The 24,884-nt window shown below is 57.5% G+C and carries 23 protein-coding genes; 17 read left to right on the forward strand and 6 right to left on the reverse strand.

What is annotated here, in order from left to right:
• From BLM14_RS06240 to BLM14_RS06250, 3 genes are all read left to right on the forward strand, one after another.
• Entirely contained in the window at positions 1-561 is a 561-nt protein-coding gene (locus BLM14_RS06240; RefSeq protein WP_099998586.1) for a DUF2059 domain-containing protein, read from the forward strand.
• Between the two features lie 117 nt (positions 562-678).
• Positions 679-2,070 (forward strand): glutathione-disulfide reductase, encoded by a 1,392-nt coding sequence (gor, locus tag BLM14_RS06245; protein WP_099998587.1) that lies wholly within the window; start codon positions 679-681, stop codon positions 2,068-2,070.
• The gene (locus BLM14_RS06250; RefSeq protein ID WP_099998588.1) at positions 2,070-2,714 is read left to right on the forward strand and encodes a gamma-glutamylcyclotransferase family protein; all 645 of its coding nucleotides are present in this window, start codon (positions 2,070-2,072) and stop codon (positions 2,712-2,714) included. Before gor ends, BLM14_RS06250 begins: the two co-directional genes overlap by 1 nt.
• Here BLM14_RS06250 and BLM14_RS06255 read toward each other — a convergent pair.
• Positions 2,711-3,595: an alpha/beta hydrolase family protein gene (locus BLM14_RS06255; protein WP_099998589.1), complete on the reverse strand. Its 885-nt coding sequence runs from the start codon at positions 3,593-3,595 to the stop codon at positions 2,711-2,713. The genes BLM14_RS06250 and BLM14_RS06255 overlap by 4 nt on opposite strands.
• A gap of 231 nt (positions 3,596-3,826) precedes the next feature.
• Between BLM14_RS06255 and BLM14_RS06260 the strand changes: the two genes are divergently transcribed.
• From BLM14_RS06260 to gltX, 8 genes are all read left to right on the forward strand, one after another.
• Positions 3,827-5,206 (forward strand): class II 3-deoxy-7-phosphoheptulonate synthase, encoded by a 1,380-nt coding sequence (locus BLM14_RS06260; protein ID WP_099998590.1) that lies wholly within the window; start codon positions 3,827-3,829, stop codon positions 5,204-5,206.
• Between the two features lie 130 nt (positions 5,207-5,336).
• Positions 5,337-6,512, forward strand: coding sequence for a Na+/H+ antiporter NhaA (nhaA, locus tag BLM14_RS06265; RefSeq protein ID WP_099998591.1), 1,176 nt, complete (start codon positions 5,337-5,339; stop codon positions 6,510-6,512).
• A gap of 63 nt (positions 6,513-6,575) precedes the next feature.
• Positions 6,576-6,998 carry a GFA family protein gene (locus tag BLM14_RS06270; protein ID WP_099998592.1) on the forward strand — a complete coding sequence of 141 codons (423 nt, stop codon included), beginning with the start codon at positions 6,576-6,578 and terminating at the stop codon, positions 6,996-6,998.
• A gap of 69 nt (positions 6,999-7,067) precedes the next feature.
• Positions 7,068-7,418 (forward strand): diacylglycerol kinase, encoded by a 351-nt coding sequence (locus BLM14_RS06275; protein ID WP_099998593.1) that lies wholly within the window; start codon positions 7,068-7,070, stop codon positions 7,416-7,418.
• A gap of 53 nt (positions 7,419-7,471) precedes the next feature.
• Positions 7,472-9,154, forward strand: a complete 1,683-nt coding sequence (locus tag BLM14_RS06280; protein WP_099998594.1) for an NAD+ synthase — start codon at positions 7,472-7,474, stop codon at positions 9,152-9,154.
• 166 nt (positions 9,155-9,320) lie between these two features.
• Entirely contained in the window at positions 9,321-9,710 is a 390-nt protein-coding gene (locus BLM14_RS06290; RefSeq protein ID WP_204251995.1) for a DUF2442 domain-containing protein, read from the forward strand.
• Positions 9,711-9,945: 235 nt separating this feature from the next.
• Positions 9,946-11,760 carry an ABC transporter ATP-binding protein gene (locus BLM14_RS06295; RefSeq protein ID WP_099998595.1) on the forward strand — a complete coding sequence of 605 codons (1,815 nt, stop codon included), beginning with the start codon at positions 9,946-9,948 and terminating at the stop codon, positions 11,758-11,760.
• A 66-nt stretch (positions 11,761-11,826) separates the two neighbouring features.
• Positions 11,827-13,200, forward strand: a complete 1,374-nt coding sequence (gltX, locus tag BLM14_RS06300) for a glutamate--tRNA ligase (protein ID WP_099998596.1) — start codon at positions 11,827-11,829, stop codon at positions 13,198-13,200.
• Here the strand turns inward: gltX and BLM14_RS06305 are convergent.
• Positions 13,118-14,122, reverse strand: a complete 1,005-nt coding sequence (locus BLM14_RS06305; RefSeq protein WP_157929484.1) for a DUF2865 domain-containing protein — start codon at positions 14,120-14,122, stop codon at positions 13,118-13,120. The two genes, gltX and BLM14_RS06305, sit on opposite strands and share 83 nt — an antisense overlap.
• A gap of 90 nt (positions 14,123-14,212) precedes the next feature.
• Entirely contained in the window at positions 14,213-16,510 is a 2,298-nt protein-coding gene (locus BLM14_RS06310) for an NADP-dependent malic enzyme (RefSeq protein WP_099998598.1), read from the reverse strand.
• A gap of 225 nt (positions 16,511-16,735) precedes the next feature.
• Between BLM14_RS06310 and BLM14_RS06315 the strand changes: the two genes are divergently transcribed.
• Positions 16,736-17,557: a UDP-2,3-diacylglucosamine diphosphatase gene (locus tag BLM14_RS06315; protein ID WP_099998599.1), complete on the forward strand. Its 822-nt coding sequence runs from the start codon at positions 16,736-16,738 to the stop codon at positions 17,555-17,557.
• Positions 17,547-18,629, forward strand: coding sequence for a glycosyltransferase family 4 protein (locus tag BLM14_RS06320; RefSeq protein WP_099998600.1), 1,083 nt, complete (start codon positions 17,547-17,549; stop codon positions 18,627-18,629). The genes BLM14_RS06315 and BLM14_RS06320 overlap by 11 nt, the downstream gene beginning before the upstream one ends.
• Positions 18,630-18,635: 6 nt before the next feature.
• Here BLM14_RS06320 and BLM14_RS06325 read toward each other — a convergent pair whose 3' ends face one another.
• Positions 18,636-19,043, reverse strand: a complete 408-nt coding sequence (locus BLM14_RS06325) for a DUF2442 domain-containing protein (protein WP_099998601.1) — start codon at positions 19,041-19,043, stop codon at positions 18,636-18,638.
• Positions 19,036-19,275 carry a DUF4160 domain-containing protein gene (locus BLM14_RS06330; RefSeq protein WP_099998602.1) on the reverse strand — a complete coding sequence of 80 codons (240 nt, stop codon included), beginning with the start codon at positions 19,273-19,275 and terminating at the stop codon, positions 19,036-19,038. The genes BLM14_RS06325 and BLM14_RS06330 overlap by 8 nt, the downstream gene beginning before the upstream one ends.
• A 249-nt stretch (positions 19,276-19,524) precedes the next feature.
• Between BLM14_RS06330 and BLM14_RS06335 the strand changes: the two genes are divergently transcribed.
• Positions 19,525-20,730 (forward strand): MFS transporter, encoded by a 1,206-nt coding sequence (locus BLM14_RS06335; RefSeq protein WP_099998603.1) that lies wholly within the window; start codon positions 19,525-19,527, stop codon positions 20,728-20,730.
• Here BLM14_RS06335 and dgcA read toward each other — a convergent pair.
• On the reverse strand, positions 20,727-21,710 hold the full coding sequence (gene dgcA / locus BLM14_RS06340) for an N-acetyl-D-Glu racemase DgcA (protein ID WP_099998604.1): 984 nt from the start codon (positions 21,708-21,710) through the stop codon (positions 20,727-20,729). The two genes, BLM14_RS06335 and dgcA, sit on opposite strands and share 4 nt — an antisense overlap.
• Positions 21,711-21,767: 57 nt before the next feature.
• On the opposite strand from dgcA, the gene BLM14_RS06345 reads away from it, so the two are divergent.
• Genes BLM14_RS06345 through BLM14_RS06355 form a run of 3 tightly spaced genes read left to right on the forward strand, consistent with a single transcriptional unit; the run spans position 21,768 to position 24,834 of the window.
• Entirely contained in the window at positions 21,768-22,943 is a 1,176-nt protein-coding gene (locus tag BLM14_RS06345) for an ABC transporter permease (RefSeq protein ID WP_099998605.1), read from the forward strand.
• A gap of 19 nt (positions 22,944-22,962) precedes the next feature.
• Positions 22,963-23,838 (forward strand): ABC transporter ATP-binding protein, encoded by an 876-nt coding sequence (locus tag BLM14_RS06350; RefSeq protein ID WP_099998606.1) that lies wholly within the window; start codon positions 22,963-22,965, stop codon positions 23,836-23,838.
• A 3-nt stretch (positions 23,839-23,841) separates the two neighbouring features.
• Positions 23,842-24,834 (forward strand): MlaD family protein, encoded by a 993-nt coding sequence (locus BLM14_RS06355; protein WP_099998607.1) that lies wholly within the window; start codon positions 23,842-23,844, stop codon positions 24,832-24,834.
• Positions 24,835-24,884 lie beyond the last annotated feature (50 nt).

Raw genomic sequence — 24,884 nt, forward strand, 5'->3', positions numbered from 1 at the left:
ATGAACCGAGCAACTGGCTTCCGCCGCTTGATTGCACCTTTGTCTGTCGCAGTCATGCTGGGCGGCCTCTATTCTGCGCAAGCGCAGGAAATCACCCCATCGCATCTGGCGGCCGCACGAGCTGCCGTTACGGCGATCAGGACAACCGATCAGTTCGACTCGATCCTGCCAACTGTGGCGCTGCAATTGAAGGGCGAATTGATCCAGAAGGATCCCAATCTGGAAGCGATCATCAGCTCGACGGTCGATGAACAGGCACTGGCACTCGCATCGCGCCGCGGCGATCTCGAAAATGAAGCCGCCCGCGCTTATGCCGTATCTTTCACGGAAGAAGAGCTGAATGCCATCACCGGTTTCTATACATCCCCTGCAGGCAAGAAACTGTTGTCGGAGGGCCCGATCGTCACGCGCGAAGTGATGAAGGCGGCAAGCATCTGGCAGCGCGGTATTGCGCGCGACTTGGCCCAGGCGGTCGCTGAAAAGGTTGTTGCAGCAGCTGCGGCGACAGCCCCCGCGCCGGCTCCGGCCACGCCTGAAGCTCCGGCTCAGCCGAAACCCTGATCTTGTTCTGATGGACCATTCCACAAAGCCCGGCCCCAAGCTGGGCTTTGTTCTTTTAAAGAGCCGCGATACAACCCATATGCAATGACCTGTTGACCAGATTCGGAGTGCTTCCCCATGACAGCCAATGATTACGACCTTTTCGTTGTCGGAGGAGGGTCGGGTGGTGTTCGCGCAGGCCGGCTTGCCGGCGCCATGGGCAAAAAGGTTGCACTTGCCGAAGAATACCGGATGGGCGGCACCTGCGTTATCCGGGGCTGCGTACCGAAAAAGCTCTTTGTCTACGCATCGCAGTTTCCGGAGCATTTCGAAGCTGCCGCCGGCTATGGCTGGAGCGTTGGCGAGACCAGTTTTGACTGGCCGACATTGGTTGCCAATAAGGATCGCGAAATCGCGCGGCTGGAAGGGCTCTACCGGAGCGGGCTGGACAACTCGAACGTCGAGATATTTGACAGCAGGGCCGTGCTGATCGACGACCACACGATTGAAATCCTCAAGACTGGCAAACGGGTCACTGCGGACCAAATTCTCGTCGCCACCGGCGGCCATCCCAATCCGCATGTCGCCCTGCCGGGGCACGAACTGTGCATCAGCTCCAATGAAGCATTTCACCTCGAGAAACTGCCGAAAGCCATCGTTATCGAGGGCGGAGGCTATATCGCAGTGGAGTTCGCCAATATTTTCCACGGGATGGGTGTCGAAACAACGCTCGTCTACCGCGGCAAGGAGATCCTTTCGCGCTTCGATCACGATCTGCGGCAATTGCTGCATGCATCGATGGTTGCCAAGGGCATTCGCGTCCGCTGCGTGGAAGTTATCAAGGAGGTGAAGCGGCAGGATAGCGGGCATCTCACCGTTCATCTGTCATCCGGTGATGAGCTTGTGGCTGATCAGGTCATGCTCGCTATCGGCCGGGTGCCCAACACTAAATCGCTCGGGCTCGAAGCGGCAGGAGTGGATGTCGACGAGATTGGCGCGATCAAGGTCGACGCCTATTCACGCACCAGCAAGGCGAATATCTGGGCGGTTGGAGACGTGACAAATCGTGTCCAGTTGACGCCCGTCGCCATCCACGAGGCCATGTGTTTCCTAGAAACCGCGTTCAGGAACAATCCGACCAAGCCGGACCACCGGCAGATCGCAACCGCTGTTTTCTCGCAGCCGGAAATCGGTACGGTTGGCCTCAGCGAAGAAGAGGCGAGCAAGGAGTTCAAGGAGCTGGAAGTCTATCGCGCCCTTTTCCGTCCGATGCGCAATACGCTTTCCGGGGCCAAGGACAAGATGCTGACCAAGCTGATTGTCGATGCTGCCAGCAGGAAGGTGGTCGGTGCGCATATTCTGGGACCAGATGCGGGCGAAATGGCGCAGCTCCTTGCGATTCCGATCAAGGCAGGCTGCACGAAGGATGATTTCGACCGGACCATGGCGGTGCACCCGACAGCCTCGGAAGAACTGGTGACGATGTACAAGCCGAGCTACCGCATCGTGAATTGCGAGCGCGTTGACTGATGTATGATATCGAGACTTTGGCGAAAAATGGCGAACTTGTCGCCTATTTCGGTTATGGCTCGCTGGTAAATCGCAATACACTTCGCACCAATATCGTCCATGCCATTCCGGCAAGGCTGCATGGCTGGCGCAGGCTATGGCGCCCGCGCCCGGACATGCCGGGCTTTCCCGCAGCGCTGTTATCGGTACGCCGGGAGGAGGGCGCCAGCGTTGATGGTTTGCTGGTGTTCGATCATCTGGACAATCTGCCTGCGGTCGACCTGCGAGAGGCGCATTATCACAGGCGCAGCGTCCTCCTGGAACATGTCGAGACCAGAACGCCGTTGCTGGATGGATGTCCGCTCTTTGTCTATGAGGCACAGCACGACGTGCCGCTACACCCCGAACCACCTCGCATCCTGCAGTCCTATCTCGATGCGGTCATGCAAGGCTTCCTGATTGAACATGGTGACGCGGGACTTGCCCGCTTCGTCCAGGAAACGCATCACTTCGACACGCCCATCTACAAGGATCGTGCCGCGCCGGCATATCCGCGCGCCGTTTCACTCAATGACCGCGAAACCAGCCTGTTCGACAGGTTGCTGGCCGATCGTGGTGCACTCTTTATTGAAGTTCCCAGAGGCGGATTAAGCGAAGTCGCCTAGGCGACTTGTGTCTCCTGCCGCAAGGTTGCGCCTTCCGGAACTTGCCCATGCAGCAGCCAGTCGATGACGGCTGGCCAAAGCGTTGCTTCATGGTGCTTGCGGAAAAAGCCGAGGTGGCCAACCGGAGCCTGGGCCTTCTGATCTGGCGAAAGCCACAATTCCCGGATGGCGGCGTTGTTGTAGTGGACAAGCAAGCCATCAACCGCCTTGCGGGTTCCCCAGACATCATCGGTAATGCCGACGGAAAGGATCGGAATACGCACCGACTGGAAATGTTGCGCTTCGGGTACCTTCGGGTCCGCAAACAGGAAATTCGGGTTGCGGCACCAGCGCGCCCAGTCGCGGAATACGCTGCCAGGGAGGGCTTCGCCCAATCCGCCCCATTTCGGCAATTTGCCGAGCGGAATGGTGAGCGGGACGCCAAGCAGGTTCATCTTGGCAAAGACGGCGAGGGGTTCTGCCGTATTGCGATAATACCCCGAAAGCGAGGCGAGTGTGGTGTAGCGCTGGAAGTCGGAGGAGCGGTTGCTGAGGCCAAGCGCAACGCCGCCAAAGGAATGACCTATGCCGACGAGAGATTGCGCGCCGGACATGCGTTTCAGAGTATCCAGCGCCGCAGGAAAATCCAGCGTGCCCCAGTCCTTCATGTTGAGACGCGCTTTCCACCCCTTCGGTGTGGCTGACCTGGCGACGCCCCTGTAATCATAGGTCAGTACATTCGACGCGCCGAGCTGGATCAGCCGGTCGGCGAAATGCCGGTAAAACCTGCCGGGAACAGCTGCGGCCGGCGAAATCAGGACCACCGGTCCATCGCCGTTCCCCTCGAATAACGTGCCGTGTAGCGGAAAGCCGTCCGAGGCCTCGAAAATGATATGGCGCATTGGTCGCTCCAATTTTGACCTTAACGTCAACGTAAATCAAAAATGTTAGCGCGACAACGGCCAATTCCCTTCGCCGTCCAGGGGCCCCATTCGTATCCAACTGTGAGTTTTGGACGTGGGTTAACAGGACTGGTATAACTGTCCCAATTGGACTATATGAGCGCCTTCCGGCGTGACCGGAAAGTCCCCAACAATCGCTACCGGTATGGAAAGCAAATAACAGGTGCAATAATGACCAAGAACTGGACACCGACTTCCTGGAGAGGCAAACCTATCAAGCAGGTGCCGTATTATCCGGACGCTCAGGCTGTGAGCGACGTCGAGGCCCGTCTTCGTACTTATCCGCCGCTGGTTTTTGCAGGTGAAGCGCGCAAGCTCAAGAAGCAGCTGGCTGCCGTTTCCAAGGGCGAAAGCTTTCTGTTGCAGGGCGGTGATTGTGCCGAAAGCTTTGCCGAACATGGCGCCGACAATATCCGCGACTTCTTCCGGGTATTCCTGCAGATGGCCGTCGTCCTGACGTTTGGCGCCTCAAAGCCCATCGTCAAGGTCGGGCGTATTGCCGGCCAGTTCGCCAAGCCCCGTTCCTCGGATACCGAGACGAAGAACGGCATCGAACTTCCGATCTATCGCGGTGACATCATCAATGGCACCGAGTTCACGGAACAGGCGCGAATTCCCGATCCGGCTCGCCAGGAAATGGCGTACCGCCAGTCGGCCGCTACGCTCAACCTTTTGCGCGCATTCGCACAGGGCGGCTATGCCAACCTGGAGAACGTGAACCAGTGGATGCTGGGTTTCGTTGCCGATAGCCCGCAAGGCGAACGCTATGGTTCGCTGGCCCGGCGTATCTCGGACACGATGGACTTCATGCGCGCTGTTGGCATCACATCGGAGACCAATGCGCAGTTGCGTGAAACGGATTTCTACACCAGCCACGAGGCATTGCTGCTTGGCTATGAAGAAGCTCTGACGCGCGTCGATTCTACTTCGGGCGACTGGTACGGCACGTCCGGCCACATGATCTGGATCGGCGATCGTACACGCCAGGCGGATCATGCCCATGTCGAATATTGCCGTGGCATCAAGAACCCGCTTGGTCTCAAGTGCGGCCCAACCCTGGAGGCCGACGACTTGATCCGTTTGATCGACCTGCTCAATCCAGCGAACGAGCCGGGCCGTCTGACCCTGATCAATCGCTTCGGCCACGACAAGGTCGGCGACCATCTGCCGAAGCTGATCCGCGCGGTGCAAAAGGAAGGTCGCAACGTGGTCTGGTCCTGTGATCCGATGCATGGCAACACGATCACGGCCAATGGCTACAAGACGCGGCCGTTCGACCGCATCCTGAAAGAAGTTGAGAGCTTCTTCGCGGTCCATCATGCGGAAGGAACCTATCCAGGCGGCATTCACATCGAAATGACCGGCAACAATGTGACGGAATGCACAGGCGGTGCGCGGGCGATTTCGGCAGAAGATCTGTCCGATCGCTACCACACCCATTGCGATCCCCGTCTCAATGCCGATCAGGCGTTGGAACTGGCGTTCCTCGTTGCCGAGCTTCTCAAGAAAGAACGTGACAGCCATCCGCAGAAGCTGGCCGTCAACGCCTGACCTGCTGGCATGAATGTAATATTGCAAAGGGCGGTCTTAGGGCCGCCCTTTGTTGTGGGTGACGTGCTCAATTCCAATTAGCCCGGTGTTTTGACTGGAGTTTTGCGTTTCAGGATTCTATCAAGGCACCATGGATACAAAACCCTCGCGCCGAATCCGCCTGACTGCGTCTTTCCGTTCATTTATGGAGAATGAGGCCTCCGGGGGCATCATTCTGATGGCGGTTGCCGCTTTGGCGCTGATCATTGCCAATTCACCGCTGAGCGAAGGCTATTTCGGTTTGCTGAAGACCTATGTCGGCGGCTTGAGCATACTGCACTGGATCAATGATGCGCTGATGGCCGTGTTTTTCCTTCTGGTCGGTCTCGAGATCAAACGAGAGATGATCAGCGGGCAATTGTCGAACTGGTCGCGCCGCGCATTGCCGGGATTTGCCGCAGTTGGCGGCATGCTTGTTCCGGCGCTGATCTTCCTTGCCTTCAATGAAGGGGATACGATCCGCGGCTGGGCAATCCCGTCCGCCACGGACATTGCCTTCTCGCTTGGTGTACTGTCGCTGCTTGGATCGCGCGTTCCATTGTCGCTGAAAGTGTTCCTGACGGCACTCGCCATCATCGATGACCTTGGCGCTGTGATCATCATCGCCCTGTTTTATTCCGAAGGGCTCAATGTCCCGGCTCTGGCAGGCGTGGCTGCTGTCTTTGGCATTTTGCTCGCGATGAATTATCTCGGCATGGTGCGGCTGTGGGCCTATCTTGTTCTTGGTGTCATACTGTGGATCCTGGTGTTCAAATCCGGCATCCACGCGACGATTGCCGGTGTACTGCTTGCGCTGACGATCCCCATGCGCGGCGAGAAGGGGCAGACGGATTCGCCCTTGCTGGAGCTTGAGCACGCCATACAGCCCTGGGTCGGGTTTCTCATTGTGCCGATCTTCGGTTTCGCCAATGCCGGTGTGTCGTTCGCCGGCATTTCGCTGTCCAACCTTGCAGATCCGGTTCCGCTTGGCGTTGCGGCAGGCCTGTTTTTCGGCAAGCAGTTCGGTGTTTTTTCTTTTGCTTGGGTTGCGATCAAATTGCGCCTTGCCGAACGCCCCGTAGGGGCAAGCTGGCTGCAAATCTACAGTGTGGCGATCCTGTGCGGCATTGGCTTCACCATGAGCCTGTTCATCGGGTTGCTTGCCTTTGCCAATTCGCCGCTGCTGCAGGATGAAACGAAGCTCGGCGTTCTGCTGGGGTCGCTGCTATCTGCTGTCGTCGGTGCAGCCCTGCTGCGCCTGTCGCTGGCGCGTCCGGCAAAGACGTGAATGCGAAAGGCGTCGTCCGCGGCGCCGTCTAAGTTTGTCCTCTGTAAACGGGAGGTTGTCATCATGGTCGAGTTGCGTCGGGGCTCATGCCTGTGCGGAAAAGTACATTTCGAGACGCGGGGTGGTAATGTACGCGGTGTCGTTTATTGCCACTGCTCGCAATGCCGCAAGCAAACCGGCCATTTCCTGGCTGCGACCAATGTTCAGGATGATTGCATCAGCATCTCCGGTGAGGAAAATCTCAGTTGGTACGAGGCGAGTGACTTCGCGCGCCGTGGTTTTTGCAAGAACTGTGGTTCGGTGCTTTTCTGGAAGGGTAAAACGCGCGACTATATTTCCATCATGGCCGGGGCATTCGATCATCCTTCCGGACTGCAGGGCGAGAGCCACATTTTTGTTGGGAACAAGGGCGACTATTACGAGATCGATGACGGTTTGCCACAATATGAAAAGGGCGGCGGCGGTGTCGTGGTGGCGGGGAACTAGCCGCTCAAAGGATTGACGTGCGCCAATCTCGCCTTAAAGCTGCCTGATCGGAAAATACGGGGACGGGGCATGCATCGGCTGGTAATGGCATTCATCAACTCCATGCGCGCGCTGAGGCATCTGGCGAAGCATGAACAGGCGGTCCAGCAAGAACTCATCCTCTTCTTCCTGTCGATACCCCTGGCAGCCGTTGTTGCGCCGACGGTGCTATCCTTCTTGCTCCTGACCGGATCGGTGTTGTTTCTGATCATGATCGAAGTACTCAACACCGGCATTGAGGCGGCTTGCGATGCGGTCTCCCTGGATTTTCATCGAGAAATCCAGATCGCCAAGGATTGCGGGTCTCTTGCTGTGCTGATTTCGATCATTCTGGTTGCAACGGTCTGGTTCTATACGCTCTGGACCGTGTTTTTTTCCTGATGCATGCTACCCTCCACATTGTTTATCGAACAACGAAATGCTAAATACTCAATATGAGCAAAAATCCCGACATTCTCCGTATCGCCATCGCTCAGCTCAATCCCGTGTTGGGCGACATCAAAGGCAACCTGGCAAAAGCCCGCGAGGCTCGCGCTGACGCTGCACGTCAGGGCGCCGATCTGGTGCTCTATACAGAGCTCTTCATTTCCGGTTATCCGCCTGAAGATCTGGTGCTCAAGCGCGCCTTCATCGAAGCCTGCGAAAAGGCAGTGCAGGATTTTGCGCTGGATACCGCTGATGGCGGTCCGGGTGTCGTCATGGGCACGCCGCTGAAGCGCGAAACAGGCTTGCACAATTCGGTCATGGTGCTTGATGGCGGTAAGGTGATTGCCGAGCGTTTCAAGGTCGATCTGCCGAACTATGGCGAGTTCGATGAAAAACGTGTCTTCCAGGCTGGCCCCATGCCCGGTCCGGTCAATTTCCGCGGGGTGCGCATCGGCATTCCAATCTGCGAGGACATCTGGGGCGATCATGACGTCTGCGAAACGCTGGCGGAGAGTGGCGCGGAAATCCTCTGCGTACCCAACGGCTCCCCCTATTATCGCGGCAAGGTCGATGTGCGCTACCAGGTGGCTCTGCGCCAGGTCATCGAGACGGGACTGCCGCTGGTTTTTGCCAACCAGCTCGGCGGCCAGGACGACCTGATTTTCGACGGCGCTTCCTTCGCTTTCAATGCGGACAAGAATCTTGCATTCCAGATGTCGCAGTTCGAGGAGCAGCTGATCGTCACCACGTGGAGGCGCAGGGCCAATGGCTGGACGTGCCATGAAGGACCGATGTCGAGGATTCCGGAGGGCGAAGAGGCGAACTATCGCGCCTGCATGCTGGGCCTGCGTGACTATGTCAACAAGAATGGTTTCAAGGATGTCGTGCTCGGCCTTTCCGGCGGTATCGACTCTGCAATCTGCGCTGCGCTTGCGGTGGATGCACTGGGCGAGGAGCGTCTGCGCGCCGTCATGATGCCTTACACCTATACGTCGAAGGACTCGCTGAAGGACGCCGAGGATTGCGCCCGCATGCTCGGCTGCCGCTACGACATCGTGCCGATTTTTGAGCCCGTACAGGGCTTCCTCAAGGCGCTGGGACCCACGTTCGAGGGCACAAAGGAAGGCATCACCGAGGAAAATCTGCAGAGCCGCGCACGCGGCACGATCCTGATGGCGATCTCCAACAAGTTCGGCTCCATGGTGGTGACCACGGGCAACAAATCGGAAATGTCGGTCGGCTATGCCACGCTCTATGGCGACATGAATGGCGGCTACAATCCGATCAAGGACCTTTACAAGATGCAGGTCTACGCCATGTCGGAATGGCGCAACAACAATGTCCCCGCCGGTGGTCTTGGCCCTTCGGGCGAGGTTATCCCGGTGAACATCATCAAGAAGGCACCCTCGGCGGAACTGCGTGAAAACCAGACCGACCAGGATTCGCTGCCGCCTTATCCGGTTCTCGACGATATTCTGGAATGCCTCGTCGAGCACGAAATGGGCGTCGATGAAATCGTCGAGCGTGGTCATGAACGCGCGACGGTCGAGCGTATCGAACACCTGCTCTACATTGCCGAATACAAGCGCCGGCAATCTGCGCCAGGCGTGAAGGTGACGAAGAAGAATTTCGGCCGCGATCGCCGTTATCCCATTACCAACCGGTTCCGCGATCGGCAGAATGGCCACTGATGCCGGTGATTCAGACACAAGGGATTCAAGTTTTTCTTCTATTCGAACGAAGGCAATCCGCGCGAGCCGGTGCATCTGGCATACAATGATGGTTTCAATGCTAAAATTCTGCGTGAATTGAATGAACTCGTGGAACAGCGGCATAAAGTAATAACAGGAGCGTGGCATGAATTCTTTGGTGAAAGCTGAGGCCGTGCGCTTCGACGATGACAGCATGTGGCTGGAACTCTCCGATGGTCGTACGCTTGGTGTTCCGCTTGTGTGGTTTCCCCGTCTCCTGCATGCCACGGCCGAACAACGCAGCAATGTGCGCATAAGCTCTCGCGGTCTGCATTGGGAAACGCTGGACGAGGATATTTCGGTCGCCTGCTGGCTGGTTATGGCGACCAGACCAAACCGCGCCACCCCACAAAAGCAGCGTAGTCGAGCCAACTGTTGCAATCTGGCCGCACCAAAATTCGAAAAGCGAATGCTTAAAAAACAGGCGCTTGGCGTGCGAGAACGATTCACCTATAAGCGATCTTCCGGCAATGAAGACCGGGAGGTTCTCGAATGACAGCTTTTTCCATGTCCCCGCGGGGCGGCGCTCGTTCCTGACACGTGATGACGAGAGGTCTTGCGACTTCTCGATTGACTTCACGAAGTCAAGGTAACTCATCGCCAACATTGGCCTTTCCTGTATCCAGGCGAGTCGCCAAATCAATCATGCCGTACTGATTCTTCGTCCTTTTCACGGCATTCTTGTCTGAATTTTCTATTGAGGCCGGTGCGCTTGGCACTGGACATTCATCATGTCTTTTTTTCGATTCAACCTGCGCGGTGGTGCATTCCGCAGCGTTCTTGGATTCACCTGGAAACATTGGCAAAAGCAGCCGGTGCGTCTGGCCGTCATTCTTGGTGCGGTGTTGCTTTCGACACTGGCCGACGTATTGACGCCGCTCTATTCGGGGCGGCTCGTCGATGCGGTTGTCAATGGCCACGCCACGGAGGCAGTGGTCTGGAATGCTGCTATCGCCGCGTTCTCGACGCTGCTTGCCCTGTCACTGGGTGCCATCATCCTGCGGCACATCACCTTCATAGCTGTGGTCGACCTGACACTTAAAATGATGTCCGATATCGCTTCGGCTGCGTTCTACCGCATCCAGCGCTTCTCGACCGACTGGCATGCCAACAGCTTCGCAGGCTCGACGGTGCGCAAGGTGACGCGTGGCATGTGGGCGCTCGACCTCTTGAACGATACGCTGCTGCTCGCGCTGTTCCCATCCATCGTCATGCTTGTCGGCTCGACGGCATTGATGGCCTGGTACTGGCCGCTGATGGGCGTGATCATCGGCATTGGATCGCTGGTCTTTGTCTCGGTTACGGTGATGATGTCGCTCGGCTATGTCGCACCGATGGCAAGCCTTGCCAATCGCTGGGATACCAAGCTTGGCGGGTCGCTCGCCGACGCTGTCAGCTGCAACATGGTGGTGAAGGGGTTCGGTGCGGAAAGCCGTGAAGATGCGCGCTTTGCCAAGGTTCTGACCAAATGGCGGGACCGAACGGCCCGCACCTGGGTCCGCGGCACGCGCAACGGCACGACCCAAGGCTCGATGCTGCTGGTGCTTCGGGCTGCTGTCATCGGGTTTGCGCTGATCCTGTGGTCGAAGGGGCAGGCAAGTGCGGGTGATATCACCTTTGTGCTGACCTCCTTCTTCATCCTGCAGGGTTACCTGCGGGAAGTCGGGATGCACATCCGCAATTTGCAGCGTTCGGTCAATGACATGGAGGAGCTGGTTGATATCCAGAGTCAGCCGCTTGGCATTGAGGACCGGCCCGGCGCCAAGCCGATCCGGATCACCAATGGCAAGATCGAGTTCGACAATGTGACCTTCCTCTACGGTGCACACCGTCTGCCGCTTTATGACCGGTTCTCGGTGACGATCCGGGCAGGTGAGCGGGTGGGGCTGGTCGGTCATTCCGGTTCGGGCAAGACGACTTTCGTCAAGCTCATCCAGCGTCTGCATGACGTGAAGGCCGGTCAGATCCTGATTGACGGTCAGGATATTGCCGGCGTCCGCCAGGCTTCGCTGCGTCAGCAGATCGCCATCGTGCAGCAGGAGCCGATCCTGTTTCACCGGTCCCTGGCGGAAAACATCGCCTATGCGCGGCCCGGTGCCACGCAGGAGGAGATCGAGGAGGCTGCAAGGCAGGCAAGTGCGCATGACTTCATAACGGCTCTGCCGAAGGGGTACAGCACGCTGGTGGGTGAACGTGGTGTCAAGCTTTCCGGCGGTGAGCGGCAACGTGTGGCCATCGCGCGGGCGTTCCTTGCTGATGCTCCTGTTCTCATTTTGGACGAGGCAACCTCTAGCCTCGATTCAGAATCGGAAGTGCTGATCCAGCAAGCGATGGAACGTCTGATGCTCGGACGGACGACGCTGGTGATTGCTCACCGTCTGTCGACCGTACGTGCGCTCGACCGGCTCCTGGTCTTCGACCATGGCCGGATCGCCGAGGAAGGCAACCATGAAGCCCTGATCAGGCTCAATGGCGGTATCTACCGCAGCCTGTTTGAGCGGCAGGCGCTTGAGCTGACCAAGGGGCTTGTCCTCAACGATGACTAAGAATATGGGCCGCGTGCAAGCGCGGCCCATATTGCCAATTGTAGCGGCATCCGATATGCCCCAAGCATGACCATCACCGTCCGTTTTGCACCATCTCCGACCGGTTACATCCACATTGGCAACACGCGGATTGCCTTGTTCAATTGGCTGTTCGCTCTGAAAAACAACGGCCGATTCATCCTGCGCTTTGACGATACGGATACCGTACGCTCCAAAACCGAATATGCCGAGGCGACGATCGCCGACCTTGACTGGCTGGGTATCAAGCCGGCGCTGATCGAATACCAGTCGAAGCGTATTCCGAACTATGACGCTGCAGCCGAGAGGCTCAAGGCATCGGGCCTGCTTTATCCCTGTTATGAGACCGCCGAGGAACTGGAGCGCAAGCGCAAGCTGCGTCTGGCCCGCCGCCTGCCGCCAATCTATGGCCGGGATGCCCTGAAGCTGACGAGTGCCGACAGGGTAAAGCTTGAGGCCGAGGGTCGGCGTCCGCATTGGCGCTTCCTCCTGCCCAACTTCAAGGACGATCCCTTTTCGGTAGCGAGGACCGAAGTTCACTGGGACGATCTTGTGCGAAGCAGGGAAACGGTCGATCTCTCCTCGCTGTCCGATCCGGTCCTGGTGCGTGAAGACGGCACCTATCTCTATACGTTTACATCGGTCGTGGATGACATCGACATGGGGATCTCCCATATCATCCGCGGTAACGATCATATCACCAATAGTGGCGTTCAGATTGCGATCATCGAGGCTCTGGGGGCGAAGGTTCCCAATCTCGGCCACATCAACCTTCTGACCACGGCGTCGGGCGAGGGGATTTCCAAGCGTACCGGGGCGCTCTCGATCGGCAGCTTGCGTCGTGACGGTTATGAACCAATGGCTGTTGCCAGCCTGGCGGTACTGATCGGTACATCGGAAAACGTCACTGCCGTACCCAGCATGGATGCGCTTGCAGCGATTTTTGATCCTGCGGCGACGTCAAAATCCGCATCGAAGTTCGACCCGGCCGACCTCGATGCGCTCAATCGCGCCCTCATCCACGCAATGCCCTATGCTCAAGCGAAGGATCGCCTTACAGCGCTTGGCATCGAGGGTGACCGGGCCGAGGAATTCTGGCTCGCGGTACGCGGCAATCTTTCACGCGTTTCGGATGCGTCGCTTTGGTGGAAGATCATCAAGGACGGCCCGGCAGCGGATGAGCAACTTGCCGAAGAGGATCGCGATTTCGTTCGCGCAGCCTTTGATTTGCTGCCGCCTGAGCCTTGGAACCGCGACACCTGGAAACAGTGGACGGATGCCGTGAAAGCCCAAAGCGGGCGCAAAGGCAAGCCGCTGTTCATGCCGTTGCGTGTCGCGCTTACTGGGCTGACTTCTGGTCCGGAGCTTGCCGACTTGCTGCCCCTGCTTGGTCAGGAAGGAACGTTGGCCCGACGACCCTGACCTTGCGGTTGGGATCGATTGGCTTGTCTTCGGTCAACGGTTTTGGTTTGTCGGCCTTAGTGGTCGCTGGCTCGCCCAACTGGATAATTGACGATGGTTTTGCAGCTGGCGCTGCCGTGGGTGCAGGCTCCCCTGGCTTGCTTTCAACCGGGCTTGCCGGTTCTGCCTTCGCCTCGACCGGCTTGGTTTGCGCAGGTTCGGGAGTCGGCGCAGGCTTAAGTGGTTCCACGGGCACTTGCTGCGGATTTCCCAATGTCTTGAAATTTCCAGCCGGTTTCTGGCAGGCGCATTGCGGCGTCGCTGTGGCGCCGACGCGCTTGAACATGAACGCGTTCGGCATGTTCTTGTAAACATCACCCTTAAGCGAAATCATCGTTTCAGGATTTTGCTTTTCGGTCGGCTGATAAAACAGTTTGGCGCCTGGGCACTGAGCCTGACATTGAGCCTGATCGCGCGAGAAATTCTCGGCGCCAGTGTCGTAGGAAATCGGGAAATAATAGCCGTCGCATGTGCGGACACACAGGGTCTGGTAGCGGCCGCCATAGACCGGCGCCGTGCTCATTTCCGGCTCGATCGCTTCGGGCTCTTTTCCGAGGATATCGTATGAGGGTGGCTGCGCTGCTTCGCGCTGTGGCTCTTCGCGCAGTGGCCTGTCCCGTTGGGGCTCCTCGTAAAGCGGAGTGTCACGCTGAGGTTCCTCACCTATTGGCCCATCGACGACAGGGCAATCATTTGCATCAAGCGCCGCCTCAACCCGGTCGCGCCGGAGTGTGAGCTCATAATCGTCCGGATCGGCACCGCTGTTGAGCTGATCAAGTCGCTGCTGCATCCGCGCGCAAATATCTGAAGTTGCAAAGGACAGCTGTGTTGTCGCCAGAATGGCTCCAATGGCGAAGACAACGAGATGGAATGTCCGGTACATACAGCGGCCTGGGGTTGTTATGCGCATTCGAGATGAGCGAATGCGCATGAACCATCCATGACCATGCGGCAGCAATAAGACATTGAGGTCCTATTCAACGCGCTGTGATGCCTCCACAACCGCCAGCGCCGTCATGTTGACGATACCGCGCGAGGTTACGGACGGCGTCAGGATATGCGCAGGCTTGGCTGCGCCGAGCAGGATCGGGCCGACATGCAGTGCGTCGGTTACCGTCTTGACGACGTTGAGCGTGATGTTTGCCGCGTCGAGATTGGGGAAAACCAGCAGGTTGGCCTCGTCACTCAGACGTGAATGGGGCAGCACGCGCTCGCGCAGGACCTGCGAAAGGGCCGAGTCGCCATGCATTTCGCCGTCCTGTTCCAGTTCCGGTGCCTTTGCCCGCAGGATTTCCGATGCGGTTCGCATTTTTGCGGCGCTTTCGGAATCGCGTGAGCCGAAATTGGAATGAGACAGCAAAGCAGCCTTTGGCTCGATGCCGAAACGGCGGATTTCATTGGCGGCAAGGACGGTCTTTTCGGCGATTTCTTCGGCGGTTGGATCAATGCTGACATAGGTGTCGGTCAAGAAGAGCACGCCTCGCTGTGAGATAAGCAGACTCAAGGCAGAGAAATTGCGTATGCCTTCCGACTTGCCGATGATCTGGTCGACATTGCGCAGGTGCCGTTCGAAACGGCCCTCTAGACCGCAAATCATCGCATCGGCTTCACCGCGAACGATGGCAAGAGCTGCGATGGCCGTACTGCTGCCGCGAACGACGGTTCGCGCCACTTCCGGCGTCGTGCCGCGCCGTCCGGTCAAGCTGACCAGGAGATCGACATAGTCGCGGTAGCGCGGATCATCTTCCGGATTGATGACATCGAAATCCGTGCCGATCTTGATCTTCAGCCCATAGCGCTGCAGGCGCGATTCGATGACCTGGGGACGCCCGATCAGGGTAGGGACGGCGATGCCTTCTTCCAGCACCACTTGCGCAGCGCGCAGTACGCGCTCGTCTTCGCCGTCCGAATAGATGACACGCTTCTTCTCGGCAGTTTTCGCCGCCGTGAAAATTGGCTTCATGATCAGGCCGGAGCGGAAAACAAAACGGTTCAAGCGGTCCAGATAGACGTCGAAATCTTCGATCGGACGCTCCGCGACACCTGTTTCCATGGCCGCCTTGGCGACTGCCGGGGCAATGCGCAGGATGAGACGCGGATCGAAAGGTGACGGAATGAGGTAATTGGGTCCGAAGGTTGGCGTCTCGCCGGAATAGGCGCGGGCGGCGACGTCGGATGGCTCTTCACGGGCGAGCGCGGCAATGGCCTTCACCGCGGCCATCTTCATTTCTTCGTTGATCGCCCGCGCACCGCAATCGAGTGCGCCACGGAAGATATAGGGGAAGCAAAGAACATTGTTGACCTGGTTGGGGAAATCCGACCGGCCGGTGCAGATCATAGCGTCGGCACGCGCAGCGCGTGCCTCTTCCGGCATGATTTCCGGATTGGGATTGGCGAGCGCCATGATCAGCGGGTTGGGCGCCATCTGTTTCAAGAGTTCGGGCTTCAATACACCGGCAGCGGAAAGGCCGAGGAACACGTCGGCGCCGCCAATGACATCGGCAAGAACGCGCGCGTCGGTCTTTTGCACATAGACTGACTTCCAGCGGTCCATCAGCGTGTTGCGGCCTTCATAGACAACGCCGTCCAGGTCGCAGACCCAGATGTTTTTCCGGTCCGCACCGAGCTTCACCAGAAGGTTGAGGCAGGCGAGGGCGGCCGCACCTGCGCCGGACGCAACGATCTTGACCTTGGACAAGTCTTTTCCGGCGAGCTCCATGCCGTTGAGAATGGCCGCCGCCACGATGATCGCCGTGCCGTGCTGATCATCATGGAACACCGGGATATTCATCTTGGCGCGGAGCTGTTCCTCGACCTCGAAACATTCCGGCGCCTTGATGTCTTCAAGATTGATGCCGCCGAAGGTCGGTTCGAGTGCTGCTACCACATCGACGATCTTGTTGATTTCCTGGGCGTCGATCTCGATGTCGAACACGTCGATATTGGCGAATTTCTTGAACAGGACGGCTTTGCCCTCCATGACCGGCTTGGATGCGAGCGGTCCGATATTGCCAAGGCCGAGAACGGCAGTGCCGTTGGAGATGACGGCCACAAGATTGGCGCGGCTCGTATAATCCGCTGCCGTCGCGGGATCCTTGTGAATGGCGAGACATGGCGCAGCAACACCGGGCGAATAGGCGAGCGCCAGGTCGCGCTGATTGCCCAGTGTCTTCGTAGCCTGGATTTCCAGCTTACCCGGTTGAGGAAAGCGATGATAAAACAGGGCGCTTTCTTCAAGATCAGAGCTGCTGGGTACGTTGTCCTTGGCCATGGATAATGTCCTCCGGGGAATTGGCTCGTCGTCATAAACTCGCGTATCAATTTGTTTAGCACGCATAAATAACAGCGTGAGGCATAAATGAAGTCTATTTTGTTACAAGTGTTTATCTTCAGAAAACACGCACTTTTCCGCGCCGTCATAAGACTGTGACATGAATCGGGTTTGTGTCAGCGCAACTGGACGCATTTGCGTCAGCGCTGAACGGAGATCAGCATCATGGTCGAGAACGAGGCCCGTAAGTTTCGCACACTCTTTCTATCCGATGTTCATCTCGGATCGAAAGGCGCAAAGGCGAGTTTTCTCCTGGATTTTCTGAAATACCATGATGCCGATACGATTTATCTGGTTGGCGATATTGTCGATGGCTGGCGCCTGCGGCGCAACTGGCATTGGCCGCAGGAACACAATGATATCGTCCAGAAGCTTTTGCGCAAGAGCCGCAAGGGCGCCCGCATCCTCTATATCGCCGGGAACCATGACGAGTTCCTGCGTGATTTTCAGGGAACGCATTTCGGCGGCATCGAAGTCATGGACCGGACGATGCACGAGACAGCAGATGGCAGGAAATTCCTCGTCATCCATGGCGACCAGTTCGATGTCGTCGTGCGCAACGCCCGGCACATCGCCTATCTTGGCGACTGGGCCTACGACGCGGCGCTCGCCATCAACACGGTCATGAACAAGGTGCGGCGCATGCTCGGCTTGCGCTACTGGTCTTTTTCGGCCTGGGCAAAATTTCGTGTCAAGAAAGCCGTGAACTTTATCGGTTCGTTCCAGACAGTGGTTTCCGATGAAGCACGGCGTATTGGCGCTGACGGCGTGATTTGCGGTCACATCCACCATGCTACGATCGAGCAGATCGATGGTATTGAGTACATCAATACTGGCGACTGGGTGGAGAGCTGCACCGCCATTGTCGAACATCATGATGGTCGGATGGAGCTTCTGTCGTGGACGCATCTTATCGGCGAGCAGGCCGGTTTCGCACCGGTCGTTCGTTTGGACGACAAGCGTCCAAAGGCGGCGAATGCGGCCTGAGCGAAGCGCCCAGCCAAAACGGCTTGTCATTGTTTCGGACGCCTGGCACCCCCAGGTGAATGGTGTGGTGCGGACGCTGACCAAGCTGCGCGAGCAGATGGAGGTGCGCGGCTTTGAAGTGACGATCATCTCGCCCGCAGATTATCGTTCAGCTCCCTGCCCGACCTATCCGGAAATCCGCCTCGCATTGACCTACCCGCTCGCAGTCAAGGCGCGGATAGAGGCGCTCCAGCCGGCTTTCGTCCATATCGCCACGGAAGGCCCGCTCGGTATCATGGCGCGGCGGGCTTGCTTGAAGAACAAATGGCGCTTTACCACCAGCTTTCATACGCGCTTTCCAGAATACCTGCGCGAACGGCTGCCGGTCCCGCTTTCCTGGTCCTATCGTTTCCTGCGGCGCTTTCACAATGCCGCTGAAACCTGCCTCGTTCCCACGCAATCGATCCATGACGAACTGCTGGCGCGAGGCTTCGACACGCTCAAGGTGTGGACTCGCGGCGTGGACCGCGAACTCTTTCGGCCCCAGCCGGACGTGGATCTCAAACTGCCGCGACCGATTTTTCTCTGTGTCGGCCGGGTTGCTCCGGAAAAAAACCTCGAAGCGTTCCTGTCTCTCGATCTGCCCGGAACCAGGCTTATCGTCGGCGATGGTCCTGATCTGGAAGAGTTGAAGCGGAAATATCCAAAAGCAGTATTTGCGGGCAAGAAAGAGGGTGAAGAGCTTGCCCGTCTCTATGCTGGGTCCGATGTCTTCGTTTTCCCCAGCCGCACCGACACATTCGGTCTGGTGCTTCTGGAGGCGATTGCCTGCGGTCTTCCGGTCGCTGGCTATCCCGTACCCGGTCCAAAGGACGTTATTGGCGCCTCCGGGGCAGGTGTTCTGTCAGACAACTTGCAGGAAGCCGCCTTGGGTGCGCTGGAAATGGGGCGGGTCGACCCGGACGTCAGGCTCCAGGGGTTCAGCTGGGAAGCCTGCGCCGATATTTTCGAAAGCGTGCTGACGACAATTGGCGGTACGAGGGAGCTCGCGGCAAGCAAGTTGAAATCCAGTCGCGCTGTTTCGGCGCGGTAAAGGAATTCATCTTCCGGCAGCTTTTCGCGGCCGTCCGCCTTTCGCGCCATTTGCTCTGGAAGCTATTGCCTTTGCCGGTGATGTGGCCTGTCCGGCCCGTCGTGCTAGGTACGCTTGTGTCCCAAAAATACCTGAGACCAAGCCTGCAACTGTAAAATCAGTATCAAGCTCTTCCCAATGTAGACCAAACCCGTCGCCGATGATTTCGACTGCCGCAAGTTGATCAGCCGTTGCAGTTTCGAGATTCTGCGCGAGGTGTGGCGGAAACGAGAACGTCGATTCATTCACCAGATCGATGACGATACGGTCGCTTTCGCGATCATAATAGGCATTACGGGCTCGTGGTTCGGTTTCTCGCTCTCTTCTGCCACGCTCCCCTGCGGCATCGATTTCGGCATCGGTCAATTCAGCCATGAAAGTCTCTCCACTTTGCGAGCAAAAAGATTTGATGTTCATTCACAATGGCAATCGCGCGTCGAACATCATTCCGCTTCATTTTATAATGCGAAATCAAGTAAGGCCTGCCGTCAGCTCCCGCCAAACCAATTTTGGCATGACGATCGCCGAATACATGCACATGTGGCGGTTCATGGTCATTCAAAAAAATAGCCACGCTCAGCCCGTATTCCCGATAGACGATAACCATTCTTAATATAACCTATCGTGTTGGGTTTTTCAAATTCAGGAACTGATGGGAAAAGCTCTGATGGGCCAACAACTGTGAAGGGCGTGAATTTGGAGTTCAATTGGCACAAAGTCTAAATTGGGAAGGAAATCGCATAACAAATTCCGAGCGTTTCTAGGCGCTTGGGAAATTTCGTGTTAGTTCGAAAATTCAGGCAACGCAGGGTTGCGATTCTGCCTGGGCCATTCTGATCTTCCGAAAGTCCCTCGAATGATAGCCGCCGCCTCAGCGGACACTTACCAGGAGAAGCCGCCTCGATTCGAGCTGCGGGTTGCACTGGCCTATTTCGCAATTTTCATGTCAAGCGGATTGCACCTGCCGTATTTTCCGCTGTGGCTCGAATATCGGTCCCTGACGCCGACGCAAATCGCCATCGTCCTGTCCATGCCGCTATTCGTGCGGGTCATTGCAGCACCGCTGGTTTCGATGCTCGCGGACCGCTCAAACGACCGGGCGCATATTCTGAGCATAGCAACGGCACTAGCCGCTATCGTCGCTGCATTTTACTTTGTGCCATTCGGTTTCATCGGAATTCTCATCGTTTCACTGATGCTGGCGCCACCATGGACCTCGCAGGTGCCGCTTGCCGATACGATCGCTTTGTCAGGCGTGCGCCGCTACGGCGCTGATTTTGCCAGAATGCGCGTCTGGGGATCGATCTCGTTTCTGCTCACCTCCTTCGTGGGCGGCATATTCATCCAGAACGTGGGCGAACACATCATTCCATGGGCACTGATGGGCACGCTGATTGCTGCCTGCGTCATGAGCTTCGTTGTGCCGCGCATCGGCAAGCCGCGCCGCCTGTCTCCTCTTTCCGATGTCGATATTGCGGACGCGGGCAGGGCACTGCGCAGGCCAGCCTTCGTCACCTTTCTGATTGCCACCGGCATTACCCAGGCCAGTCATGCCTATGGCTATAGTTTCTCCGCGATCTATTGGAAATCGATCGGTATCGAGGAAACCATGATTGGAACGCTGTGGTCGATTTCCGTCGTGGCGGAAGTGATCATGTTCACCTGTTTTCGCCGGCTTTTCGGCCGCCTTCATCCGGCCAAAGTCCTGATGATTGGCTCGACAGTGGCGATGTTCCGCTGGGCCGTTTTTCCGCTCATTGCGCCAGGCGGCCTCGGCGTTACCGGGTTTCTCGTGGTCCAGAGCCTGCACGCCTTTTCCTTTGCACTTTCATTCCTTGGCATGCAGAAAATGATAGCGCTGACGATACCCGAGGAACGCGGTGGCACGGCGCAGGGTCTATCGACCTTCTTTATCGGCACAGCGCTGGCAATCGTCACAATGGCTTCCGGCCCGCTCTACAGCGCGACGGGCATTTACGGCTTCTATGTGATGGTCGTGCTCGCGGCTTGCGGTCTGACGCTTGCCAATGTCTCGCTGAAACTGGAACAACGAGAAGCCTAGCCCCACAATTCTGGTTTGGGCGGTGAAACGCGACTGCCATTGAATACCAGACCTGGCTTGCGGTCGTCTTTCAAGATCAGCGGACCATCGAGATCCACGAAATCCGCGTCCTGGGCAACGAGCACTGCAGGAGCCATCGCCAGCGACGTTCCGACCATGCAGCCGACCATGATGCCAAAGCCAAGCTCGCGGGCGCGCTTCTGCATGCGCAGCGCCTCGGTCAGGCCACCTGTCTTGTCGAGCTTGATGTTGATACTGTCATAGCGGCCAAGCAATGTGTGCAGATCGTCCGTGCCATGGGCGCTCTCGTCGGCGCAGACCGGCACCGGGTGCGGTATGCTCGCGAGGATCGCGTCGTTTCCGGCAGGAAGAGGCTGCTCTATCAGCACCACGCCGGCCTTTGCCGCCGCCAGCATATTTTCGACGATGTTGTCGTTGGTCCAGCCCTCATTCGCATCGATGATCATGCGGCTTGAGGGTGCGGCTTCGGCGACGGCGCGGATGCGCTCCGCATCGTTCTCGCCGCCAACCTTTACCTTGATCAAGGGGCGGTCGGCGAAGGCCCTTGCAGAGGCAGCCATTGCCTGCGTATCGCCAAAGGAGATTGTGACTGCCGTCGTCAGGTCGCGCAGAGGCGAAGCACCGGCAAGATCGGCAACAGACATGCCACTGCGCTTGGCCTCGAGATCCCACAATGCACAATCGATCGCGTTACGGGCGGCACCAGCGCTGATCAGGGTTGATAGATCCCGCCGCGTTGCGCCGTTGATCAAGGCATCACGCAGCTTTTCGATCTCGGCACAAACAGAGTCCAGGCTTTCGCCATATCGGGCATAGGGTACGCATTCGCCGCGTCCCGCATAGTCGCCATTGGTCAGAATGCAGACCACGACAGCAGCCTCTGTTTTCGAGCCGCGCGAGATCGTAAACGTCCCCGCTATGGGCCAACGCTCAACCGTTATCTCCATTTTCAGTGCCATTTTACACGCCTTAATTGTTCAAGTGACATCAGCCAAGAGACTCGATATGTGTGTGTGATGTTGACCGATAGAGCAAACAATTCAAGTGCTTCTACCGCAGCGCCGCCTCACGTTGAATTCAGCAAGGATGGTGATCGCGCGACGATCGCCCTTTCCGGTGCATGGACCACACGTAATGTCCGCCGCGTCGACGAGCGCATGCGTGAAATTGGTCACGACAATGGCTTTTCCAGTGCTGTGATCGATCTTTCGGGTGTCGAATTGCTGGATACAGCCGGCACCTGGCTGGTTGAACGTTTGCGCACCACGTTTGAAAAGGCGGGCAAACAGGTCACGATCGAAGGGCAATCCGCAAGTTGGGGCGCCCTGTTCGAGGCAGTGGGTGAAGCTGCGGCAGCCCCCGAGGACATTGTTCCAGTCCAGCATACGTCGCTGCTGATTCGCTTTCTGGAGACGATCGGCAAGACCGTCTATGCCTTTGGCGGCGATTTTATCAAATCCATGCATATCCTCGGTGCGACCGTACGCGGCGCCCAGATGAAGGGGAGTGGCCGCAGCGGTATCAGGCCCGCAGCCATTGTCCATCAGATCGACAGCATGGGTATCGGTGCCGTGCCCGTGGTCGTCCTGATGTCGACGATCATCGGAGCAATCATTGCGCAGCAGGGCGCATTTCAGTTGCGCTATTTCGGCGCCGAGATTTTCGTGGTCGATCTCGTCGGTATTCTAGTGTTGCGTGAGATCGGGGTGCTTCTGACAGCGATCATGATTGCGGGCCGGTCCGGCAGCGCGATCACCGCCGAAATCGGCTCGATGAAGATGCGCGAAGAAACTGACGCGCTCACAGTCATCGGCCTCAATCCGGTTGGTGTCCTGGTGTTCCCGCGCCTCGTGGCGCTGGTCATTTCCCTGCCATTGCTGACGATCATCGCCGACTTCGCTGCCCTTGCCGGCGCAATGGCAATCACCTGGGCTTACTCCGGCATCACACCGGATGCATTCATTCAGCGGTTGCGCGACGCCATCGATCTGTCGAGCTATCTGGCCGGTCTCATCAAGGCACCTTTCATGGCGATGATCATCGGCATCATGGCTTCGGTGGAAGGCATGAAAGTTGGCGGCAGTGCAGAGTCGCTGGGACAGCGCGTCACTGCGTCCGTGGTCAAATCCATTTTCGTCGTTATCGTAGTCGATGGTATTTTCGCGATCTTCTACGCATCGATCAATTTTTGAGCCAGGACCGCCAGGGCGCATGACTCCGACAGCAAACAGACAGGACCACGAGCGAGAGGCAAAGGAAGTCATCCTTTCGGTAAAGGATGTCAGCGTTTCATTCGGCGCGTCGAAGATCCTCGATAATCTGTCACTTGACGTTTATCGCGGCGAGATTCTTGGCTTTGTCGGCGCATCCGGTACGGGCAAGTCGGTACTGATGCGGGCAATTTTAGGCCTGAACCAGAAGCAAAGCGGCAAGATCAGCATATTCGGTCACGACATTGACCGTGCTTCGGAGCAGGAGAAGCTCGGCGTCGACATGCGCATGGGCGTGCTTTTTCAACATGGTGCGCTGTTCTCGTCGCTGACTGTGATGGAGAATATTCAAGTGCCTATGCGCGAGTATCTCGATATTCCGCAAAGGCTGATGGATGAACTCGCGCGCCTGAAGATTGACCTGGTCGGACTAAAGCCCGATACGGCGGAAAAATACCCTTCGGAGCTGTCAGGCGGCATGATCAAGCGCGCTGCACTGGCCCGCGCGCTGTCGCTCGATCCCGAGATCGTCTTTCTCGATGAGCCGACCTCGGGTCTCGATCCGATCGGCGCTGCGGACTTCGACGAGCTTATCGCCAATCTGCGCGATACGATGGGGCTGACGGTCTACATGGTGACCCATGACCTCGACAGCCTGTTCGCAGTTTGCGACCGAATCGCGGTATTGGGTAAGAAGAAGGTTCTCGTTGAGGGAACCATCGAAGACATGCTGGCGTTTGATGATCCGTGGGTTCAGGAATATTTCCGCGGCAAGCGTGCACGCCAGATCGTCAGCAACGGCAAGAGCAGGCGGCGATCGGGAGGCGATCGGACCACGCCACAGCCCATCCAGGGGCAAGAGGGTCAGGTAAAGTAATCAATGGAAACCAAAGCCAACTATGTCCTGGTCGGTATTTTCACGCTGGTGATCTGCGCTCTTGCTTTCGGATTCGTCTATTGGATTGCCCGTTATGGCGACAGGAGCGAAACCGCTACCCTCGAAATTCGTATTGTCGGTTCTGTCACCGGCCTTTCCGAAGGCAGCCAGGTTCTTTTCAACGGCATCAAGGTCGGCAGTGTGCGGCGCCTGTTCATTGACGCCAACAATCCCGATGCGGTGATTGCTCAGACAGAAGTCAATGCAACCACACCGATCACTCGTTCGACCCAGGCGACGCTGGGTTTCGCCGGCCTGACCGGACAGGCCTTCATTGAGCTCAAGGGCGGCAAGCTCAACGAGCCGAATTTGCTTGAGGAAGCTGCCAAGGACGACCAGATCGCCCGCATGGACGCCGATCCTTCCGTGGTGAACAACCTGCTGCAAAAGGCGCAGACCATTCTTGAGCGTGTCGATGGCGCGGTGGGCTCGATCGAGAGCTTCATCACGGAAGTGAAGGGGCCACTTGTCGATACGGTCAACAATACGAAGAAGTTTACCGATGCGCTCGCCAACAATTCGGAGGTCATCGACAAGTTCAGTCAGAGCGCCGAGGATGTACAGGCGGTGGTCAAGGAGGCTCGGGAAATGATGACGCGCCTCAATTCGGCATCGACCCGGGTCGACGGCGTTCTGGCCAAGCTTGACAAGCAGCTTTCGGATCAGGATGGCAGCGTCGTCAGGGAAGCGCGTGAAACGATGCAATCCTATCGGGCAGTAGCCGACAATCTGAATGCGAAGCTCGGGCCGATCACAGACAATCTTAACCGGTTCTCCGGCCAGGGTCTGCGCGATGTGCAGGCGCTCGTCACTGAGAGCCGCCAATCGGTCCAGCGCATCGAACGGGCAATAACGGATCTGGAAAAAAATCCACAGCGCGTGATTTTCGGTGGTGGTGGCAATGTACCTGAATATGACGGCCGCACACGCCGTTGACTTTGGCAAGTTCGCATCGCATGAAAGGCTAACGGAATCATCACGTTTTC

This window comes from Phyllobacterium zundukense (assembly GCF_002764115.1).
Taxonomy (GTDB): domain Bacteria; phylum Pseudomonadota; class Alphaproteobacteria; order Rhizobiales; family Rhizobiaceae; genus Phyllobacterium; species Phyllobacterium zundukense.

What these genes read in the sequence shown, in the direction of transcription:
- BLM14_RS06240 (WP_099998586.1), top strand. Translation starts at nt 1, where the DNA reads ATGAACCGAGCAACTGGCTTCCGCCGCTTGATTGCACCTTTGTCTGTC.
- gor (WP_099998587.1), top strand. Translation starts at nt 679, where the DNA reads ATGACAGCCAATGATTACGACCTTTTCGTTGTCGGAGGAGGGTCGGGT.
- BLM14_RS06250 (WP_099998588.1), top strand. Translation starts at nt 2,070, where the DNA reads ATGTATGATATCGAGACTTTGGCGAAAAATGGCGAACTTGTCGCCTAT.
- BLM14_RS06255 (WP_099998589.1), bottom strand. Translation starts at nt 3,595, where the DNA reads ATGCGCCATATCATTTTCGAGGCCTCGGACGGCTTTCCGCTACACGGC.
- BLM14_RS06260 (WP_099998590.1), top strand. Translation starts at nt 3,827, where the DNA reads ATGACCAAGAACTGGACACCGACTTCCTGGAGAGGCAAACCTATCAAG.
- nhaA (WP_099998591.1), top strand. Translation starts at nt 5,337, where the DNA reads ATGGATACAAAACCCTCGCGCCGAATCCGCCTGACTGCGTCTTTCCGT.
- BLM14_RS06270 (WP_099998592.1), top strand. Translation starts at nt 6,576, where the DNA reads ATGGTCGAGTTGCGTCGGGGCTCATGCCTGTGCGGAAAAGTACATTTC.
- BLM14_RS06275 (WP_099998593.1), top strand. Translation starts at nt 7,068, where the DNA reads ATGCATCGGCTGGTAATGGCATTCATCAACTCCATGCGCGCGCTGAGG.
- BLM14_RS06280 (WP_099998594.1), top strand. Translation starts at nt 7,472, where the DNA reads ATGAGCAAAAATCCCGACATTCTCCGTATCGCCATCGCTCAGCTCAAT.
- BLM14_RS06290 (WP_204251995.1), top strand. Translation starts at nt 9,321, where the DNA reads ATGAATTCTTTGGTGAAAGCTGAGGCCGTGCGCTTCGACGATGACAGC.
- BLM14_RS06295 (WP_099998595.1), top strand. Translation starts at nt 9,946, where the DNA reads ATGTCTTTTTTTCGATTCAACCTGCGCGGTGGTGCATTCCGCAGCGTT.
- gltX (WP_099998596.1), top strand. Translation starts at nt 11,827, where the DNA reads ATGACCATCACCGTCCGTTTTGCACCATCTCCGACCGGTTACATCCAC.
- BLM14_RS06305 (WP_157929484.1), bottom strand. Translation starts at nt 14,122, where the DNA reads ATGTACCGGACATTCCATCTCGTTGTCTTCGCCATTGGAGCCATTCTG.
- BLM14_RS06310 (WP_099998598.1), bottom strand. Translation starts at nt 16,510, where the DNA reads ATGGCCAAGGACAACGTACCCAGCAGCTCTGATCTTGAAGAAAGCGCC.
- BLM14_RS06315 (WP_099998599.1), top strand. Translation starts at nt 16,736, where the DNA reads ATGGTCGAGAACGAGGCCCGTAAGTTTCGCACACTCTTTCTATCCGAT.
- BLM14_RS06320 (WP_099998600.1), top strand. Translation starts at nt 17,547, where the DNA reads ATGCGGCCTGAGCGAAGCGCCCAGCCAAAACGGCTTGTCATTGTTTCG.
- BLM14_RS06325 (WP_099998601.1), bottom strand. Translation starts at nt 19,043, where the DNA reads ATGGCTGAATTGACCGATGCCGAAATCGATGCCGCAGGGGAGCGTGGC.
- BLM14_RS06330 (WP_099998602.1), bottom strand. Translation starts at nt 19,275, where the DNA reads ATGGTTATCGTCTATCGGGAATACGGGCTGAGCGTGGCTATTTTTTTG.
- BLM14_RS06335 (WP_099998603.1), top strand. Translation starts at nt 19,525, where the DNA reads ATGATAGCCGCCGCCTCAGCGGACACTTACCAGGAGAAGCCGCCTCGA.
- dgcA (WP_099998604.1), bottom strand. Translation starts at nt 21,710, where the DNA reads ATGGCACTGAAAATGGAGATAACGGTTGAGCGTTGGCCCATAGCGGGG.
- BLM14_RS06345 (WP_099998605.1), top strand. Translation starts at nt 21,768, where the DNA reads ATGTTGACCGATAGAGCAAACAATTCAAGTGCTTCTACCGCAGCGCCG.
- BLM14_RS06350 (WP_099998606.1), top strand. Translation starts at nt 22,963, where the DNA reads ATGACTCCGACAGCAAACAGACAGGACCACGAGCGAGAGGCAAAGGAA.
- BLM14_RS06355 (WP_099998607.1), top strand. Translation starts at nt 23,842, where the DNA reads ATGGAAACCAAAGCCAACTATGTCCTGGTCGGTATTTTCACGCTGGTG.